Source organism: Cohnella sp. (assembly GCF_041640265.1).
Lineage (GTDB): Bacteria > Bacillota > Bacilli > Paenibacillales > Paenibacillaceae > Cohnella.
On sequence record NZ_JBEQAP010000005.1, the window covers coordinates 107,776 to 124,332 of the forward strand.

General features: G+C 50.1%; 14 protein-coding genes. 13 read left to right on the plus strand and 1 reads right to left on the minus strand.

Features of this window, described 5'->3' with window-relative positions; genetic code table 11:
* The first annotated feature begins 216 nt into the window (after nucleotides 1–216).
* Nucleotides 217–525, plus strand: coding sequence for an MGMT family protein (locus tag ACESLK_RS06070; protein ID WP_372663518.1), 309 nt, complete (start codon nucleotides 217–219; stop codon nucleotides 523–525).
* A gap of 5 nt (nucleotides 526–530) precedes the next feature.
* Here ACESLK_RS06070 and pepT read toward each other — a convergent pair whose 3' ends face one another.
* A complete protein-coding gene (pepT, locus tag ACESLK_RS06075; protein WP_372663697.1) occupies nucleotides 531–1,766 on the minus strand; it encodes a peptidase T in 1,236 nt (411 codons plus the stop codon).
* Nucleotides 1,767–1,924: 158 nt separating this feature from the next.
* On the opposite strand from pepT, the gene ACESLK_RS06080 reads away from it, so the two are divergent.
* The 12 genes from ACESLK_RS06080 (at nucleotide 1,925) to ACESLK_RS06135 (ending at nucleotide 16,557) form a co-directional block, all read left to right on the plus strand.
* Entirely contained in the window at nucleotides 1,925–2,422 is a 498-nt protein-coding gene (locus tag ACESLK_RS06080) for a hypothetical protein (protein WP_372663520.1), read from the plus strand.
* 90 nt (nucleotides 2,423–2,512) lie between these two features.
* Entirely contained in the window at nucleotides 2,513–3,739 is a 1,227-nt protein-coding gene (locus tag ACESLK_RS06085) for an MFS transporter (protein WP_372663522.1), read from the plus strand.
* A gap of 213 nt (nucleotides 3,740–3,952) precedes the next feature.
* Entirely contained in the window at nucleotides 3,953–4,687 is a 735-nt protein-coding gene (locus ACESLK_RS06090; protein ID WP_372663524.1) for an IclR family transcriptional regulator, read from the plus strand.
* A gap of 82 nt (nucleotides 4,688–4,769) precedes the next feature.
* Nucleotides 4,770–5,969 (plus strand): ornithine--oxo-acid transaminase, encoded by a 1,200-nt coding sequence (locus tag ACESLK_RS06095; protein WP_372663526.1) that lies wholly within the window; start codon nucleotides 4,770–4,772, stop codon nucleotides 5,967–5,969.
* A 131-nt stretch (nucleotides 5,970–6,100) separates the two neighbouring features.
* Entirely contained in the window at nucleotides 6,101–7,546 is a 1,446-nt protein-coding gene (locus tag ACESLK_RS06100; protein WP_372663528.1) for a leucyl aminopeptidase family protein, read from the plus strand.
* Nucleotides 7,547–7,558: 12 nt separating this feature from the next.
* Nucleotides 7,559–9,184 carry a M20/M25/M40 family metallo-hydrolase gene (locus tag ACESLK_RS06105; RefSeq protein WP_372663530.1) on the plus strand — a complete coding sequence of 542 codons (1,626 nt, stop codon included), beginning with the start codon at nucleotides 7,559–7,561 and terminating at the stop codon, nucleotides 9,182–9,184.
* A 232-nt stretch (nucleotides 9,185–9,416) separates the two neighbouring features.
* Nucleotides 9,417–10,421, plus strand: a complete 1,005-nt coding sequence (locus ACESLK_RS06110) for an ABC transporter permease (protein ID WP_372663532.1) — start codon at nucleotides 9,417–9,419, stop codon at nucleotides 10,419–10,421.
* Nucleotides 10,422–10,433: 12 nt separating this feature from the next.
* Nucleotides 10,434–11,294 (plus strand): ABC transporter permease, encoded by an 861-nt coding sequence (locus ACESLK_RS06115; RefSeq protein WP_372663534.1) that lies wholly within the window; start codon nucleotides 10,434–10,436, stop codon nucleotides 11,292–11,294.
* 12 nt (nucleotides 11,295–11,306) lie between these two features.
* Nucleotides 11,307–12,281 carry an ABC transporter ATP-binding protein gene (locus ACESLK_RS06120; protein WP_372663536.1) on the plus strand — a complete coding sequence of 325 codons (975 nt, stop codon included), beginning with the start codon at nucleotides 11,307–11,309 and terminating at the stop codon, nucleotides 12,279–12,281.
* The gene (locus tag ACESLK_RS06125; protein WP_372663538.1) at nucleotides 12,271–13,275 is read left to right on the plus strand and encodes an oligopeptide/dipeptide ABC transporter ATP-binding protein; all 1,005 of its coding nucleotides are present in this window, start codon (nucleotides 12,271–12,273) and stop codon (nucleotides 13,273–13,275) included. Before ACESLK_RS06120 ends, ACESLK_RS06125 begins: the two co-directional genes overlap by 11 nt.
* Before the next feature lie 91 nt (nucleotides 13,276–13,366).
* Entirely contained in the window at nucleotides 13,367–15,013 is a 1,647-nt protein-coding gene (locus ACESLK_RS06130; RefSeq protein ID WP_372663540.1) for an ABC transporter substrate-binding protein, read from the plus strand.
* Between the two features lie 83 nt (nucleotides 15,014–15,096).
* Nucleotides 15,097–16,557 carry a M14 family zinc carboxypeptidase gene (locus tag ACESLK_RS06135; RefSeq protein ID WP_372663542.1) on the plus strand — a complete coding sequence of 487 codons (1,461 nt, stop codon included), beginning with the start codon at nucleotides 15,097–15,099 and terminating at the stop codon, nucleotides 16,555–16,557.

The following is a 16,557-nucleotide window of genomic DNA, read 5'->3' on the forward strand; positions in this document are numbered from 1 at the left end:
AACAAACAGGTGGAATTTTGGGAAATAGATGTAGTTTTGCAGTTATTTGATCTTTTATTAGTTCCACACGAAGGGAGGCGGTAAACGCTGCTGATTGGGACTGATTTCATAGGGCAGAGGTTTGATCAAGATTATGAACTATCCCGGATGGGAGGAAGCCCGTCTAATGATTAGGCGGTATGAATAAATAACTGTAAAAAAAGGACGGAGACTAAGGTGACGCCATTCACGCAGCAAGTTGTAGAGATTATTAAAGGGATACCAGAAGGTTATGTGATGACCTACGGTCAAATTGCGGCGCAGGCAGGGAGCCCGAGGGGGGCTAGGCAGGTCGTGCGAATCTTGCACTCGTTAAGCGCGAAATACGACCTGCCATGGCACAGGGTGGTGAACGCTAAGGGTGAAATCGCGCTCCAGGATGAGGAGTCGCGATACATGCAGAAGCTCTATTTGGAGAACGAAGGCGTAGAGATCAATAACAAGGGTGTCGTCGACTTGGAGAGCGCAAGATACGTGCCTAGTTAGGGCTCTTAGTCCGCCTTCTGCTCAAAAAGCTTAACGATCTCGACAATCACATTCGTCGCTTTAATCATCGTATTTACCGAGACATACTCATACCGGCCATGATAGTTCTCTCCGCCTGTGAAGATATTGGGAGTCGGCAATCCCATATAGGACAGTTGAGAGCCATCCGTCCCGCCCCGAATCGGCCGAACAAGCGGCTCAATGCCGAGGTTAACCATCGCTTGATAGGCAATGTCCACCACTTCCATGACAGGCTCGATTTTCTCACGCATATTATAGTACTGGTCCTTCATCTCAAGGACGATGGTTTCTTCCCCGTATTTCGTTTTCAAATCCTCCACGATCGCAGCTATATCGGACTTTCGGTTATCGAATCGCGAGCGGTCGAAGTCCCGAATGATGTAGTGAAGCTTCGTTTGCTCCACATCGCCGTTAATGGAGATCAAATGGTAGAAGCCCTCGTAGCCATCCGTATGCTCAGGAGCTTCCGCCGAAGGTAATCTGCTGTTTAGCTCCATTGCGATCTTGGCAGAATTAATCATCTTGCCCTTCGCGGTCCCGGGGTGAACGATTTTGCCTTTACAGGTAATCCGGGCGACAGCCGCGTTAAAGCTTTCATATTGCAGCTCGCCGAGCGGACCGCCATCCATTGTATAGGCGTAAGTCGCGTTAAAAGCAGTGACATCGAACCGATGAGGTCCTCTCCCGATTTCTTCATCCGGAGTAAAGGCAACTCTTACTTTGCCGTGTTTAATTTCCGGATGCTTAATCAAGTAAGCCATCGCGGTCATAATCTCCGTCATTCCCGCTTTGTCATCCGCTCCGAGTAGCGTTGTGCCATCTGTTGTAATTAAGGTTTGGCCTTCATATGCTGCCAGCTCTGGGAAGTCTCGCGGGGAGAGAACGATCTGCAGCTCTTCATTCAGAATGATGTCTTTCCCGTTGTAATGCTCCACGATTTGCGGCTTCACGCCCGCGCCAGTTAAGTCTGTTGCCGTATCAATATGTGCCAGGAAGCCTATTGTTGGCACCGTCTTGTCCGTATTGGCGGGCAAAGTAGCCATGATATATCCATTCTCATCTATCGTGATCTCTTCCATGCCGATAGTTTGCAGCTCCTCCACCAGCATTCGGCCAAGGGTTAGCTGTCCTGAGGTAGTCGGGCAGGTCTGGCTGCTCTCATCAGATTGCGTATCCACCTGTACATAAGAGGTAAATCGGGCTATGATCTCATTTTCCATCAGCGGATAAGCTCCTTCGCTATCGATGTTTCGATCATATACTTTGTTGAACGAGGATATCAAGTGGAATAGGGTACTCGGACTGTTTATCATTCTAGGAGGAGTCTTTATAGCCGGCCGGATGAATAAGATATAACAATCATACGGGGGTGGTAACAGTGGGAACTCGCTTGTTATCGGAGCATATAATCAAGAAATATAACCCGCAGCTTAGATATGTAAGAATTCACACAAGCGGGAAGAATGCCGCTACTCTGTACGCATGGAACGATCAGTTGACGCTGCCTGATAAGGAAAAAACGGCTCTGAAGCATTTTGTAACCGGTTACTTGCCTCCATACGTCTGTTATCAAATCAAGGAGTATTCGATGCTCCAGGCGGATAATATTCCACAAGCTCATGAGCTGCCCGATCCCATCGTTCAAACGGCAATGAGAAACAACTTAGATCAATACGGAATCGTTGCCGTTATTAATGGAATGTTCACGAGCGGCGAAATGACGTTTAACAAATATGACAGCCACTCAGGAACTCTCCATTTCGACGTACGAACGACAACATTTGTAACGGACATAGAGAAGGAGCTTATTCTTCGGTATTTAGGCGAAATCATTCCATTAGGATCAACGTGCAAAGTCGCCTATAAGAAGTGCTAGAAGAGATTTTTGAATGATTTTTGTTTCATTGCACCTTTTTTGGGCAGGTTATAACAGTGTTTTTATTTCACTGTTCCAAAGGAGATGCTCATGCACACGCTACACAGAGTTGCTCACGCGAACGAACGGCTGGATAAACAAACATTGCTTCTGCTTGTAGTCAACGGCCTATTTATTACTGCGAATGCGCTTTCGGGCACATACCTTGGGGTATATATATGGAAAGCGAGCAACAATTTCACGCTGTTAGGTTGGTTTACCCTTCTTTCACACCTGTTCATGGCGATGACGTTCTGGATTGCAGGGAACGGGGTGAAAGAAGGCAATAAAATGATTTTCTTAAGACTTGGAATCGGAGTTTCGGCCGTTTTCTATTCCATCGTGCTTCTGCTTGGAAAAGGCGCATTCCATTACATATGGTTGCTTGGTATCGTGCAAGGGGTGGCTATCGGTTTCTTTTGGCTTTCCTTTAATGTCATTTACTTCGAAGTGACGAATGCCGACAACCGAGACCGGTTTAACGGATGGACGGGGGTTATTGGATCCCTCGTCGGAATGATCGTGCCCTGGTGCTCGGGGTATGTCATTTCACGTATGGCTGGAGAGAGCGGTTATCGTGTCATTTTCATGATTTCGTTTGGCATATTTTTGGCGGGTATCGCGGTCAGCTTTTGGTTGCATAACAGAAAGGCGGAAGGAAATTACGATTGGCGAATGCCCATTCGTATTATGAAGCTTCGACAAACCCCGTGGCGGCCGGTAATTGGAGCGCTTGTAGCTCAAGGGCTGCGAGAAAGCGTCTTTGGCGTCATGATCGGCCTTCTTGTCTTCATTCAGACAGGCAGTGAATTGTCACTTGGCAACTTTGCATTGATTACATCGGCTGTAGGTTTCATTAGTTTCTATGCGACTGGCAAGTGGCTGAAGCCGGCTTGGCGCAAGAGAGGGATGCTGGTCGGCACTGTCATGATAACGGGGGTTATCGTTCCGTTCTTCTTCGGGGTCAGTTATACGACTCTGTTGATTTTTGGGATCGGTGCAGCACTGTTCATGCCGTTATATACGATACCTATGACATCATCCGTATTCGACTTGATCGGGAAGGATGAGGATAGCGCAAGGCAACGGGTTGAGTACGTAGTGATGAGAGAACTAGCGCTTAACGTAGGAAGAATTACGGGGATGATTATTTTTATAGTAACCCTATCTTTCAGCCGTGCGCCTTTGGTCATCAACTATATGCTGTTATTGGTCGGCAGCTCTCCGCTGCTCAGCTGGCTGTTCATGCGCAATCGCCTTGCTCTCCGGCACAAGTAACCCGAACATGCCATCTCCCGAGGGGGATGGTTGATTCTCCTGCGAGCGATTTGTTGATCGGACTCTTCTAGACCCTTTAATCAATGGTGTTATAAAAACTTACATCAAATGCTTATTATATTGACATGAAAATTCAAAAGTTTTATATTGAAATGTAATGAAGGAATGTATAATGAATAATATACAAGCCGCGGACGAATGAGGGATAGGGAAATGGTTCAAACGCTTGAACGGGCAATGCAGATCGTAAAACTGCTGGTTTCCGACGATTCCAGAAAAAGCTGGCCCATATCCGATATTTCCGGGCGGGTAGGATTGCCGCTCAGCACGACGCACCGTTTGATTGTTACGATGATCGATCTGGAGCTGGTGGAGCAAGTCTCGGATACGAAACAGTACAGAATTGGGAATAAGTGGATGGAGATCGGACTTCGTCAGTTGGAGAAGACAGAGCTGCGAGTCGTAGCAAGACCGGTGATGGAAGTTTTGGCGAACGAAGTGAAGGAAAGTGTCTATCTCAACATTCCAATTGGGATTGACGGTATCTTGATCGAGCGGATCGACAGCCCGTTGAATGTTCGCGTGACCGACAAGCTCGGAGCAAGAGGGCCGCTGAATCTCGGTGCGCCGAACAAGGCGATTCTGGCCTATATGGAACCGGCCAAAGCAGAGGCAATCTTAATCAAGCTGTTGGAGAACAAGCAGCAGCGGGCCGCCATGCAGACTGAATTGGAGGAAATCAGACGCCGGGGTTACGGCATCAGCTACGGTGAACTCACGAAAGGGACGGCTTCGGTCGCGGCGCCGTTAATCGGCTTCGGAGGGAAAGTGCTGGGATCGCTTGGTATTGAAATCGTGGGAGAACGGATTGAGCCGGGCAGGCTGGCTTATTTGATCGAACACGCCGTGAAGAGAGCTTCCGAAATATCGTCGAGATTAGGCGGGTGAACATCGCTTTATCTCTGTTGCAAAATAACGGAAACGATTTCCGTTATACGGAAAAGTGACACTTGAAGGAGAGGGAACAATTATGGGAATAAAGTCCAATCCGATCGAGACAACGGAACGATACGGAGCGCACAACTATCATCCTCTGCCGATCGTCATTGCAAGGGCCGAAGGAGTTTGGGTCGAAGACAATGAGGGGAAACGTTACATGGATATGTTGAGCGGATACTCGGCCCTGAATCAAGGGCACCGGCATCCGCGCATAATGGAGGCTCTGGAACGGCAGGCCAAGCTTGTTACTCTAACTTCCCGTGCTTTTTATAACGAACCGTTAGCGGACCTGCTGGAACAATTGACGCAGCTGACAGGGAAAGATATGATTCTGCCGATGAATACCGGGGTTGAAGCGGTGGAGACGGCGGTCAAGACTGCCCGCCGCTGGGCTTATCGGGTTAAGAAGGTTCCAGCGGAACGGGCGGAAATTATTGTGTGTACCGGTAATTTCCACGGGCGGACAATCACCGTTACTTCATTTTCTTCGGAGCCGTCTTATCGCGAAGACTTCGGGCCGTTCACTCCCGGATTCATACTGGTGCCCTATGGGGATATTGCGGCGCTGGAGGCGGCGATAACGCCAAACACAGCCGCCTTCCTCGTGGAACCGATTCAAGGCGAGGCGGGCATCGTTATTCCGCCTGAAGGTTATATGAGCCAAGCGGCCGCTCTGTGCAAACAGCATAACGTTCTTCTCATGGCCGATGAGATCCAGACCGGCTTCGGCCGTACGGGCAAGCGTTTTGCCTGCGATTGGGACGGTGTCGTGCCCGACGTGTACATTATGGGCAAGGCGCTTGGGGGCGGAGTGCTGCCGGTATCGGCAGTCGCCGCCGACAGCAGCATATTGGGCGTGTTTGAGCCTGGCTCGCATGGCTCGACCTTCGGAGGCAATCCTCTGGCGAGTGCGGTTGCCGTTGCTGCGCTTCGCGTGACGGAGGAAGAAAATCTTGCGGACAGATCATTGGCGCTCGGAGCGGTTCTGCTTAAGAAGCTGTCTGAAATACAACACCCGGACATCGTCGATATTCGCGGGCGCGGGCTGTTCGTCGCCATTGAAACGAGCGGATCGGCGCGTCCTTACTGCGAAAAGCTGAAGGAGGCCGGACTACTATGCAAGGAAACGCATGAGAAAGTTATCCGATTAGCTCCGCCGCTTATTATTTCCGCAGCTGATTTGGACTGGGCTGTCGAACGAATTGCTCAAGTTTTTCATTACTGTAGATAGAAAGCAGAAGAATCACGCGGAGCCGTAGAGAGGGGATTGTTGTAGGGACCATTTCTTTTTCTAGCCATATCGGAAATGTATTCCACATAACGGAAAAATACAAGAATTTAGAGAGGAGGGTTGATCGCTGAATGGAGTTTACCGCAAGCAAGCTGTCCTCTTCGCAAGTCATCATTTATTTCATTAGCATGGGAACGCAACAGGTGGGTGAATACGAGATGAAGGAACATACCGGTGAGAGAGGAGTGGTTACCTGGTTTCGGGGCCGCCGCTCTGCGCCTGCTGTTCTGGCAATCGGAGTCGGGCTGGCGGACGGGCTCGGACTGGAATCGATCCGCTTCGCGGCGGGTGTCGCCGGCAGGGAAGCGGAGAAGGAAGCCGTGGCCGAAATTGAAGTGGATCTCGGACTTCTTTGCAGCTCGCCGGAAGCGCTATTCCGAGCGGAGGAAGCCGCTGCCGCAGTTGTCGAAGGGTGGCTGCTTGGTACTTATCGCTTTCATAAATATAAAGCTAACACGCCGGAGAGGGCGGGATGCCTCATAGGGTTCGCCGGTATTTCTTCTACTCTTCTCGAGTCATCGATCCGAAGAGCCGAAATAAGCGCGCGCGGAACGATTCTGGCGCGGGACTTGGGCAACGAGCCTCCGAACGTTCTTTATCCCGAGACGTTGGCGGAACGGGTGATCGAGCGGTTTCGCGATGCTCCTGTCGAAATTACGGTTATGAAAGCTGAAGTACTTGCTCGCGAGCAGATGAACGGGCTTGTCGCTGTTGGCAGAGGCAGCGCCCGGCCGCCCGTTATGATTCAAGTTAAATATTGCACCGACTCCTCTATGCCGCTGATAGCGCTTATCGGCAAAGGGATTACGTTCGATACGGGCGGAATAAACATTAAAACCTCGGTTTATTTAAGCAATATGAGAATCGATATGGGCGGTTCGGCGGCCGTAATTGGAGCGCTCGACATTATCGTGAACAGCGGTCTTCAAACCAACGTGGTTGCGATAATTGCCGCCGCGGAAAACACGGTGGACGGCAAGGCGATGCTTCCAGGCGAATTAATCCGCTATGCGAACGGCATTACCGTTGAAGTCGGAAACACGGATGCGGAAGGACGTCTCGTGCTGGCCGACGCTCTCCTACTCGCTGGAAAGCTTGGCGCCGAGCACATCGTCGATATTGCGACCTTGACGGGAGCTTGCCTGTCGGCGCTCGGCACATCGCTCGCGGGCGTCTGGGGAACGGATGGCGTACCTGGAAAGCTGCGGGAGCTCGGCTTGACGAACGGCGAACGCGTCTGGGAAATGCCTCTGGTGGAGGAGTATGAGGATTGGCTGAGAAGCGCTTATGCCGACGTTAATAATGTGTCAAATATGCCCTACGGCAGTGCGATAACGGCGGCGTTGTTCTTGCATCGGTTTGTCGACAAATCGGTGAAATGGGCGCATATCGATATGGCTGGCACAGCGGAGGCAACGGTTGCGAAAGGGTACGCCGCGGAAGGGGCAACCGGTTTCGGTGCTCGCCTGCTGGCGGACTACGTGGCTTCACTAACGAAAGCTCAAATGACGAAATAGGAGAGGTGCAGCATGAAGAAGTGGTCGACTAAGGAGCAATTGACAGATTTACTTTGCGATTTGATAAGTATTCCGAGCATCAGCGAGTCGGAAGCGGAAAAGCGGTTTTCAGATGATTTGACGGAAATGCTGGGCTCACTGGTTTATTTTCAAGAGCATCCTGAACACTTGCAGCAGCATCCGACCGGCGACGGCCGCTCTGTTGTTACCGCCTTGGTAAAAAGCGGCAAGGTTTCAAGCGATACGGTTATTTTGCTCAGCCATTTCGACGTTGTCGAAACAGATTGTTACGGAGAATGGCAGCCATACGCCTTTGACGTGAAAAAGCTGACGGAGCTGTTTCGTGCCAACCCGGCCATTCTGCCGGAGCGGGTAAGGCTTGATGCCGGGAGCGGGGAGTGGTTGTTCGGGCGGGGGGTCATGGACATGAAATGCGGTCTAGCCCTGCATATGTCGATGATCGAACGAGCCTGCTGCGGCGAATTTGACGGGAACGTACTGTTCGTTACAGTGCCGGATGAAGAGGTCAATTCTACCGGTATGCGCGCGGCGGTGCCTGCCTTGTTGGACATTTCCGAGCGGTATGGGCTTCAATATTCCATTCTTCTGAACTCCGAACCGATGTACATCCCGCAGTCCGGGGAGCGCTTGCGTTATTTGGAAAAAGGATCGATCGGTAAATTGCTGCCCGGATTTCTGTGTTATGGCGGTGAAACGCATGTCGCATTTCCTTTCGAGGGCTTGAACGGAAATTATATGGCAGCCCAAATGACTTGTGAAATGGAACTCGACACGTCGTTCAGCGAGAGAATCGACGGCTTGGTTACACCGCCTCCGACGAATTTAATTCAAAACAGCTTAATCACGGCTTATTCGGTGACGATTCCTTACCGTGCGGTTACGATGTTTAATCTTATGCTTAAGGAAAAAACGGCTGATCAGGTCATGGAGCCTCTTCTGGCGGCTGCCAATCGCGCCGCGAGGAAGATTGAAGCACATTATGGTGAGAAGGCAAAGGGTTTTCCTGGCATGGAGACCGCAGAAGTCAACGTCCGCGTTCTGACTTATGAGGAGCTGTACATGTATGCCTGCGAGACGTTTGGCCAAGAGAAGGCTGACGGCGTCGTTGCAGACGCTCTGATTGCATTGAAGGGTGCGGACTACCGCCAGGCTACCTCTGTAACAGTCGATGCGCTGGCCTTATTGTGCAAGCAAATGGCTCCGATGATCGTCCTTTTTTTTGCTCCCCCTTATTATCCGTCAATCAGCTCCAGAAATCATTTCTTGATCGAGAGACTATCGGACGAAATAGCGGACTATGCAGAGCAGCGGTTTGATATTGAGCTTAAGGCCAACGATTATCATGCCGGGATCACCGATCTCAGTTATGTCGGAAAACCTGATGCATCGGGATCCAATGGCCGATTAGTAGGCAACATGCCTCTTTGGGAGAAGGGTTATTCCATTCCGTTCAAGGAGATGGAACGTTTCGTGGTGCCCGTCATGAATATGGGTCCTTTAGGCATGGATCCGCACAAATGGACGGAGCGGTTGGATAGCGATTATTCGCTGCGTATTTTGCCTGAATTGCTCTTCGAATGTATATGTAAGGTTTTCTATCATAATAAGAATGAATAAGGTAGTTCCATTCGAATGAAACCGCATTCAGTTTAATGAGTTGGAGTCGATTTAAAATTATATTTTTTTGATGTAATAAAAGTTGACGCAAATACGGTTATCTCTTATGATGAAGTTAGAAAAATATCGTGTTAGTGTATAAATTGGTTTATTCTCTGGCAGCAGCAAGGCTCTTTATTTTTACGACAGTTTCGGAAAGTCTTTCCACTATTCGGAAAAGTAAAGGAATTGAATGAACGGGGTTAACCGTCAGAAGATTGGGGGAATGACTTTGGGCAGGTATATTGGAAGAAGAATGTTAACCGGAGCGCTAACAATAATCGTAGCTATTATTCTCAGCTTTATACTTATACATCTCGCCCCCGGCGATCCGGTCAATATATTGTCGGGTAAGGATAATCCTTCTCCGGAGATGGAGGCGGCGCTGCGTGCGAAATATGGTTTGGATCAGCCCTTGCTCGTGCAGCTGTTCGCTTACCTCAAAAATTTGGTCCAAGGCGATTTGGGACAGTCGATTTCAAACAACCGTCCGGTCGTTGACCTGATCGCGGAACGGATCGGACCGACGCTGCTCCTTTCTCTCACGACTGCGGTACTGTCACTGGTTATCGGCACAGCGCTCGGTATTTACTGTGCGCGGCGTGCCGGCTCCAAGCTGGATGCAGCTCTTAACGGTGTTTCTTATCTTTTCGATTCCATGCCGGGGTTTTGGCTGGGTATGATGCTTATCCTGATCTTCGCGTCATGGCTGAAGCTATTGCCGACGGCGGGGATGGTTGATCTCAGGGCGGACTATGCCGGCTTCGCTCATTATATGGACGTACTGAAGCATTTGATATTGCCGGGTCTGACGCTAACCTTGCTCAGTACGCCATATTTTTTCCGGATTGCCCGTTCTTCCGTCATCCAGGTCATGTCCGAGGATTTTGTCACCACACTGCGGGCGACGGGGATGAAGGAAAATCGTATTTTCAATAAATATGTATTCAAGAACGCGATATTGCCTACGGTTACGGTGTTCGGAATTACGCTTGCCTATATATTCACGGGAGTGGCGATTATTGAAATTGTTTTCTCGTGGCCGGGGATGGGCAGTTTTATGCTGAAAGCGATCGGAAGCCGCGATTATCCGCTTCTGATGGGGATTTATCTCTTTCTGTCAATTTCGGTAGCGGTCAACATGATCGTCGTTGATCTAGTGTATGCGATTATTGATCCGCGAATCCGGTACAAGTAGGGAGGGGAATTCATGGTGTACATTCGGGCAAGCCAATTCGCGTTCAAACGATTCCTGCAAATTCTGAGCGGCGCTTATCAGCTCAAAGTCGGTGTCGCGCTGTTGACGGCGCTGCTGCTTGTCGCTTTGCTCGCCCCTCTTCTCGCCACGCACGATCCCTACATACTTGGCGATGATTTGGCTGCCGCTCCCGGCCCGGCTCATTGGCTTGGCACGGACGGTTTGGGGCGCGACGTATACAGCATGATCGTGTACGGAGCTCGCACATCGCTTCTGATTGGTGTAGTGGCTGCGCTCATCTCGGGAATTATCGGCACATTGCTCGGCGGCATTGCCGGATTTTACCGCGGTATGTCGGACAAGGTCCTGACCGAAGTGAACAATATTTTTCTCATCATGCCGACCTTTTTCCTTATTCTGCTCGTCGTCGCCCTATTTGGCAGCAGCATGATGAACGTCATGCTAATTATCGGCCTGACAAGCTGGGTTGGCAATGCAAGGCTGATGCGGGCTCAAGCGATGTCCTTGCGCGAGCGAACATTCGTGCTCAGCTCCATTGCCGTTGGGGAAAGCAGAGCGCAAATCTTGTTTAAGCATATTATTCCGAACGGCATTTTCCCGATAATAGCCAATACGACCATGAATATATCGGGCGCTATCCTCACCGAAGCGAGCCTCAGCTTCCTTGGGCTTGGGGATCCCAATGTAATCAGTTGGGGACAGATTGTATTCAACGGTCGAACGTATTTAACTTCCGGATGGTGGATTTCCACATTCTCTGGATTAACTATTGTGTTTACGGTGCTGGCATTCTATCTGATCGGCGATGGGCTCAACCGCGTTCTAAGCCCTAAGCTTCGCGATAACAACTAGGAGGCGGATAGGATGCCCATTGTGGAAGTAAATAACTTGAGTGTGACGTATAAAACGAAGACGAAGCGCGTTAATGCCGTCAACAACGTATCCTTCGCCATAGAAGAACGCGATGCCCTCGGGATTGTAGGCGAATCCGGTTCCGGCAAATCCACTCTGGCAATGGCCATCCTTAGGCTGCTGCCTCAGCACATTACCGAGGTTTCGGGTGAAATCCGCTTTAACGGAACAGATTTGCTAAAGCTTACAGACGAGAAGCTGGCAAAGCTTCGCTGGAAGGAATTGGCTGTCGTGTTTCAGAAATCGATGAATTCCCTCAGCCCCTTGCACAAAATCGGAGCGCAAATGTCGGATGTCATGCGAATCCACGAACGTTCTCTTTCCAAACGGGATGTGAAAAGTAAGATCATCTCTCTACTGATAATGGTTAACTTGCCGGAGCGGGTCTATGATTTATATCCGTATGAATTGTCCGGGGGGATGATGCAGCGGGTGGCAATTGCCCTAAGTTTAATGCACAATCCCAAGCTGCTCCTATTGGATGAGGCAACGACTGCGCTTGACGTCGTTACACAGGGGCAGATTTTGGAAGAGATGGTCGAGTTGGAACGCAAGCTTGGCATTACCCGGATTATGATTACGCACGACATGTCGGTGGTCGCTTCCTCCTGTAACAAGGTGGCCGTCATGTATGCTGGACAAATACTGGAGACTGGGCTTGTGAAGGATGTTCTGGCGAATCCTGTGCATCCGTACACGCAAGGACTTTTGAAGTCTATTCCGTCTTTTACGGGGGAGAAGCGGAATATACGCGGCATCCCGGGTTCTTTACCCGATCTCAGCGCTCCGCTTAAGGGTTGTATCTATGCAGAGCGCTGTGAGCACGCAGAGGAGGTCTGCAGGGAGATGAAGCCCGTTGATATCATACTGCAAGGCAACCGGAGGGTAGCATGTAATCTTGCAGGAGGCGGCAAATATGTCCACTGATGAACAAAAAGTGATATCTGTCGATAACTTGATCAAATATTATTCGCAAAGAAAAAAGCTAGTTCCCGCTGAAGGCAAAGCTTCAAGAAGGCAGGACATTAAGTCAGTGGACGGCATCAGCTTATCACTTAAGAAAGGAGAGATATTAGGCGTAATCGGCGAAAGCGGCTGCGGCAAATCGACTTTGGGCAAGCTGCTTGTCAACCTTGAGGAAGCGACCTCCGGAAGCATCAGCTTCTCAGGGGTTCCGCTGCAGGAGATGTATAAACGCAGCCCCTTAGCCTTCAGGCGAACGGCACAGATGATCTTTCAAAATCCGTTCGATACGTTCGATCCGCGCTATACGATTTCTAAAGTTTTAACGGAAACATTGAAGCTTCACAAAATCGGCGGCAGTTACGAAGAACGCCTGGCGATTTGCGTGGAGTGGATGGAACAAGCCGGGCTCATTCCCGCAACGGAATTTTTATACCGGCATCCTCATGAGCTGTCCGGGGGACAGCTGCAGCGCATTTCCATCCTGCGTTCCATGATGCTGAACCCGAAGTTTATCGTTGCCGATGAACCCGTATCCATGCTTGACGTGTCCGTACGGGCAGATATTATCAACATGCTTGTCGACTTATGCCGGCAGCATAATACCGCTATGTTATTTATCAGCCATGACATTATTTCGACTCGTTACGTATCCGATAGGGTTGCGGTGATGTATCTCGGCCGTTTCGTGGAGGTCGGGCCTACCGATGAAGTCATGCACAATCCTCGGCATCCGTATACGAGAGCACTTATATCTAATTCCCCGCTAGTAGATTCTGTTAATAAAAGGGAAATTATCCGCATCGAAGGAGAACCGCCCACTTCAATCAACACAGGGCCTGGCTGTTATTTCTATTCCCGCTGCTATCAAAAGCGCGATTCCTGCAAAACGGAATATCCGGGTATCACCGATGTTGGCATGGGCCATTTGGTCAATTGCCCTTATACACAATCGTAAAGTTTCTCTTCGCGTTAGATCCGGGGGAGGATGGTGATTCTGCCTGACTACTCGTCTAAAAATAGTATTTAATAAGAGGGAGAGTGCAAGTATGAGGAGAAGAAGGGCATGGCTGATGGTTCTGGCACTTTGTATTGGGATTTTGGCGGGCTGCACGGGAAATTCCGATAACGGCGCAAGCGGAGAGAAAGTTGAAGCTTCCAATAGTGCTGACAGCGGAGCCAAGGAAACTGAAGCTGCGGAAAGTCAAGCGGCGACAGGGGAAGCTAAGGAAGGCGGAACTTTGCTGGTCGGATTATCGGGTGATCCCGGTTCCTTTAATCCGAATGCCGCGGCAGCCGATCTGTTGTATTCGGTTGCCCAAAACGTGTTCGGCAGACTAGCGAAGCTCAACAACGATCAACAGATCATCCCCGATTTGGCGAAAAGCTGGGAGATTTCGGATGACGGTCTCGTCTATACGTTCCATCTTAATGAGAATGTCAAGTGGCACGACGGTTCGCCGTTCTCCTCATCCGATGTGAAATTCACCTTGGAAGCCATTAAGAAGAACAACGGCACAGCGGTCAGCAGCCTAAGCGATATCACCGAAATTACGACGCCGGATAACAATACCGTCGTCATCAAGATCGCCAAGCCCAATGCTTCCTTCCTTGGTTATCTGGCTTGGTATGGCACTTTTATACTTCCTGAGCATATTTACAGCAAAGCCGAATGGGCAGCGGGCACCGATACGCAGATGATCGGCACCGGTCCGTTCAAGTACACGGAGTATAAGACGGGCGTAAACTTGACCCTTGAGAAAAATGCAGATTTTTATGGGAAGGTTCCGTATGTAGACAAGCTGATTTATTCGATTATTCCCGATTCTAACACGATGGTGCAGTCCTTATACAACGGCGAGATTGATATACTTGTAGATCCTCCGGCTGCCGAAGTCGAGAAAATGCAGGCCGATCCGAAGCTGAATGTAAAGACCTCCTTATTTCCTTCGCGCACCTATGTCGCCTATAATTTTGATAAGGAGCCGTTCAATAAACCGGAGGTGCGGAAGGCGCTTGCTTACGCGCTGGACAGCGATGAGATTATCGTCAAAGCATTGAAAGGACAAGGTCTGAAATCCAAACATTTCTTGTCGCCCGTGTTTGCTTGGGCGGTTAGCGACGATTTCGCCGTTCCTGGATACAATCCGGGCAAAGCGAAGGAATTATTGGAACAGGCGGGTTATAATCCGGATAAAGACGGCAATTATCTCGATATAACGCTTGATACTTTCCAATATACCGCTTTTGAGGATATTGCAGCGGTAATGAAGGATCAGCTCAAGAAAGCGGGTATTAATCTAACGATTAATGTGTCGGATTACGCTTCCTGGGAGGCGAAAATATTGACAGATCGGAATTTCCAGCTTTACTTGTCAGGCGGTTACCAAGGTCCCGATGTCGGAGCTGTCACCACGCGGGTCTCTACCGGTGCTCCGCTCAATGGGATGGGCTACAGCAATCCTAAGCTGGACCAGCTTTTGAAAGAAGGTTCGGAGCTCGTGAAGCAAGAGGAACGTGTGGCCAAGTATGTCGAGGTGCAGCGTATTCTGTCGGAAGACGTGCCTATTTTTCCGATTACCGAATATGTAGGATACGAAACGATTCAAGCCTACGTTAAGGGAGATCCGTTTTCCAAAGAAGTGATAGATCAAACATCGTTCTCCGAATATAGCTACGTATGGCTGGATAAATAAACAACATTGACTGTAAAATGTAATTAACCGGCGGGGGATTGTATGCATCATACAATCCCCCGTTTAATAAGGAGATCAATAGGATGGATATTAAGCAAATCGTCGACAAGATTCCAGATTACGGGGCTTTCCTGACCGTAGAGGAGATGGACGAAAGCTCGCGCAAGCTTGCCGACCAATATCCAAATGTTGTTGTTTTATTCGAAGCGGGCGTCTCCCGCCAAGGCCATCCGATACTGGGCTTGAAGATCGGCAACGGACCCCTGAATGCGCTTTGCTTTGCTTGTCCGCATCCGAACGAGCCGATCGGGGCTATGACGATGGAATTTTTCTCTCGTGAGCTGGCGGAAAACAAGGCGCTGAGAGATGAGCTCGGATTCACGTGGTACATTATCAAATGCATCGATCCGGATGGGGTTCGCCTAAACGAGGGTTGGTTTAAAGGACCATACAGTATTTATAACTATATGAAACATTACTACAGGCCTATCGGCTACGAGCAGGTGGAGTGGACCTTCCCGATCGATTACAAGGAATTGCACTTCCACGACTCTTTGCCGGAAACGAAAGCGTTGATGAACATCATGGATGAAACGTCTCCCGCATTCATGTATTCCCTTCACAACGCCGGTTTTGGCGGCGCTTACTGGTACATTTCCAAAGACATGCCCGAGCTGTACGACGCGCTGCACCGTTCCGCGTCTAGGCAGGAGGTCGCATTGAATCTCGGAGAGCCGGAAGCGCCATATCTAACCGAGTTCGCTCCCGCCGTATTCCAGACGATGAGTGCAAGGCAGGAATACGACTACACGGAACAAAATACCGGCAGGCCGCCCGCTGCTTATAGCTGCGGCACGTCAAGCGGGGATTACGCTTCTTCGGTCAATCCGGACTGCGTGACGCTGTTGACGGAGCTCCCCTATTTTTTCGATGCCCGCGTGCAGGATCTCAGCGAGGCGGACATAACGCGCCGGGAGGCTATCTATCAGAACGTGGACATGTGCAACATCTTTTTCGCGGAGCTGGAGTCCATGCTGGAAGAGGCTCGCCCCTATATCAACCGTGATGGCAATAATCCGTTTATCAAGCTAGTAGACCAATCGCTGCGTATGGTAGGAGAGATCGGAGAGGCCAAGAAAAGCTGGGCGGATAGCCAAACTTCGTTTAACAAACCGGCCAAGGTAGCCCATGTCTTCGATAATTTACTTACTGCCAAATTCTACAATGGCCTGGCGTTAGGACTTGCAGTACGCTCCTGCGAATTTGAACTGAAGCGGTTTGAAAGCTCGGGCGATGCGGTCGCGATAGAGAGGCTGGAGCAGGCGCGTCGGAATGGCGCGGCCATGCTGGTCCGGCTCTGCGAGGAGTTAGAGGAGGAGCTTCATTACTCCGTTATTCCGATTCGGAAACTTGTCAGCGTGCAGGTGGAAAGCGGGCTCATCGTAGCCGCCCATATAAGCGGTCAGCGACAAGCCGCCGGCTCTCATATCCCAACCGCGGATCTTACAGCCGATGCCATTGAGGTTGAAATGAGGAGGACTTAA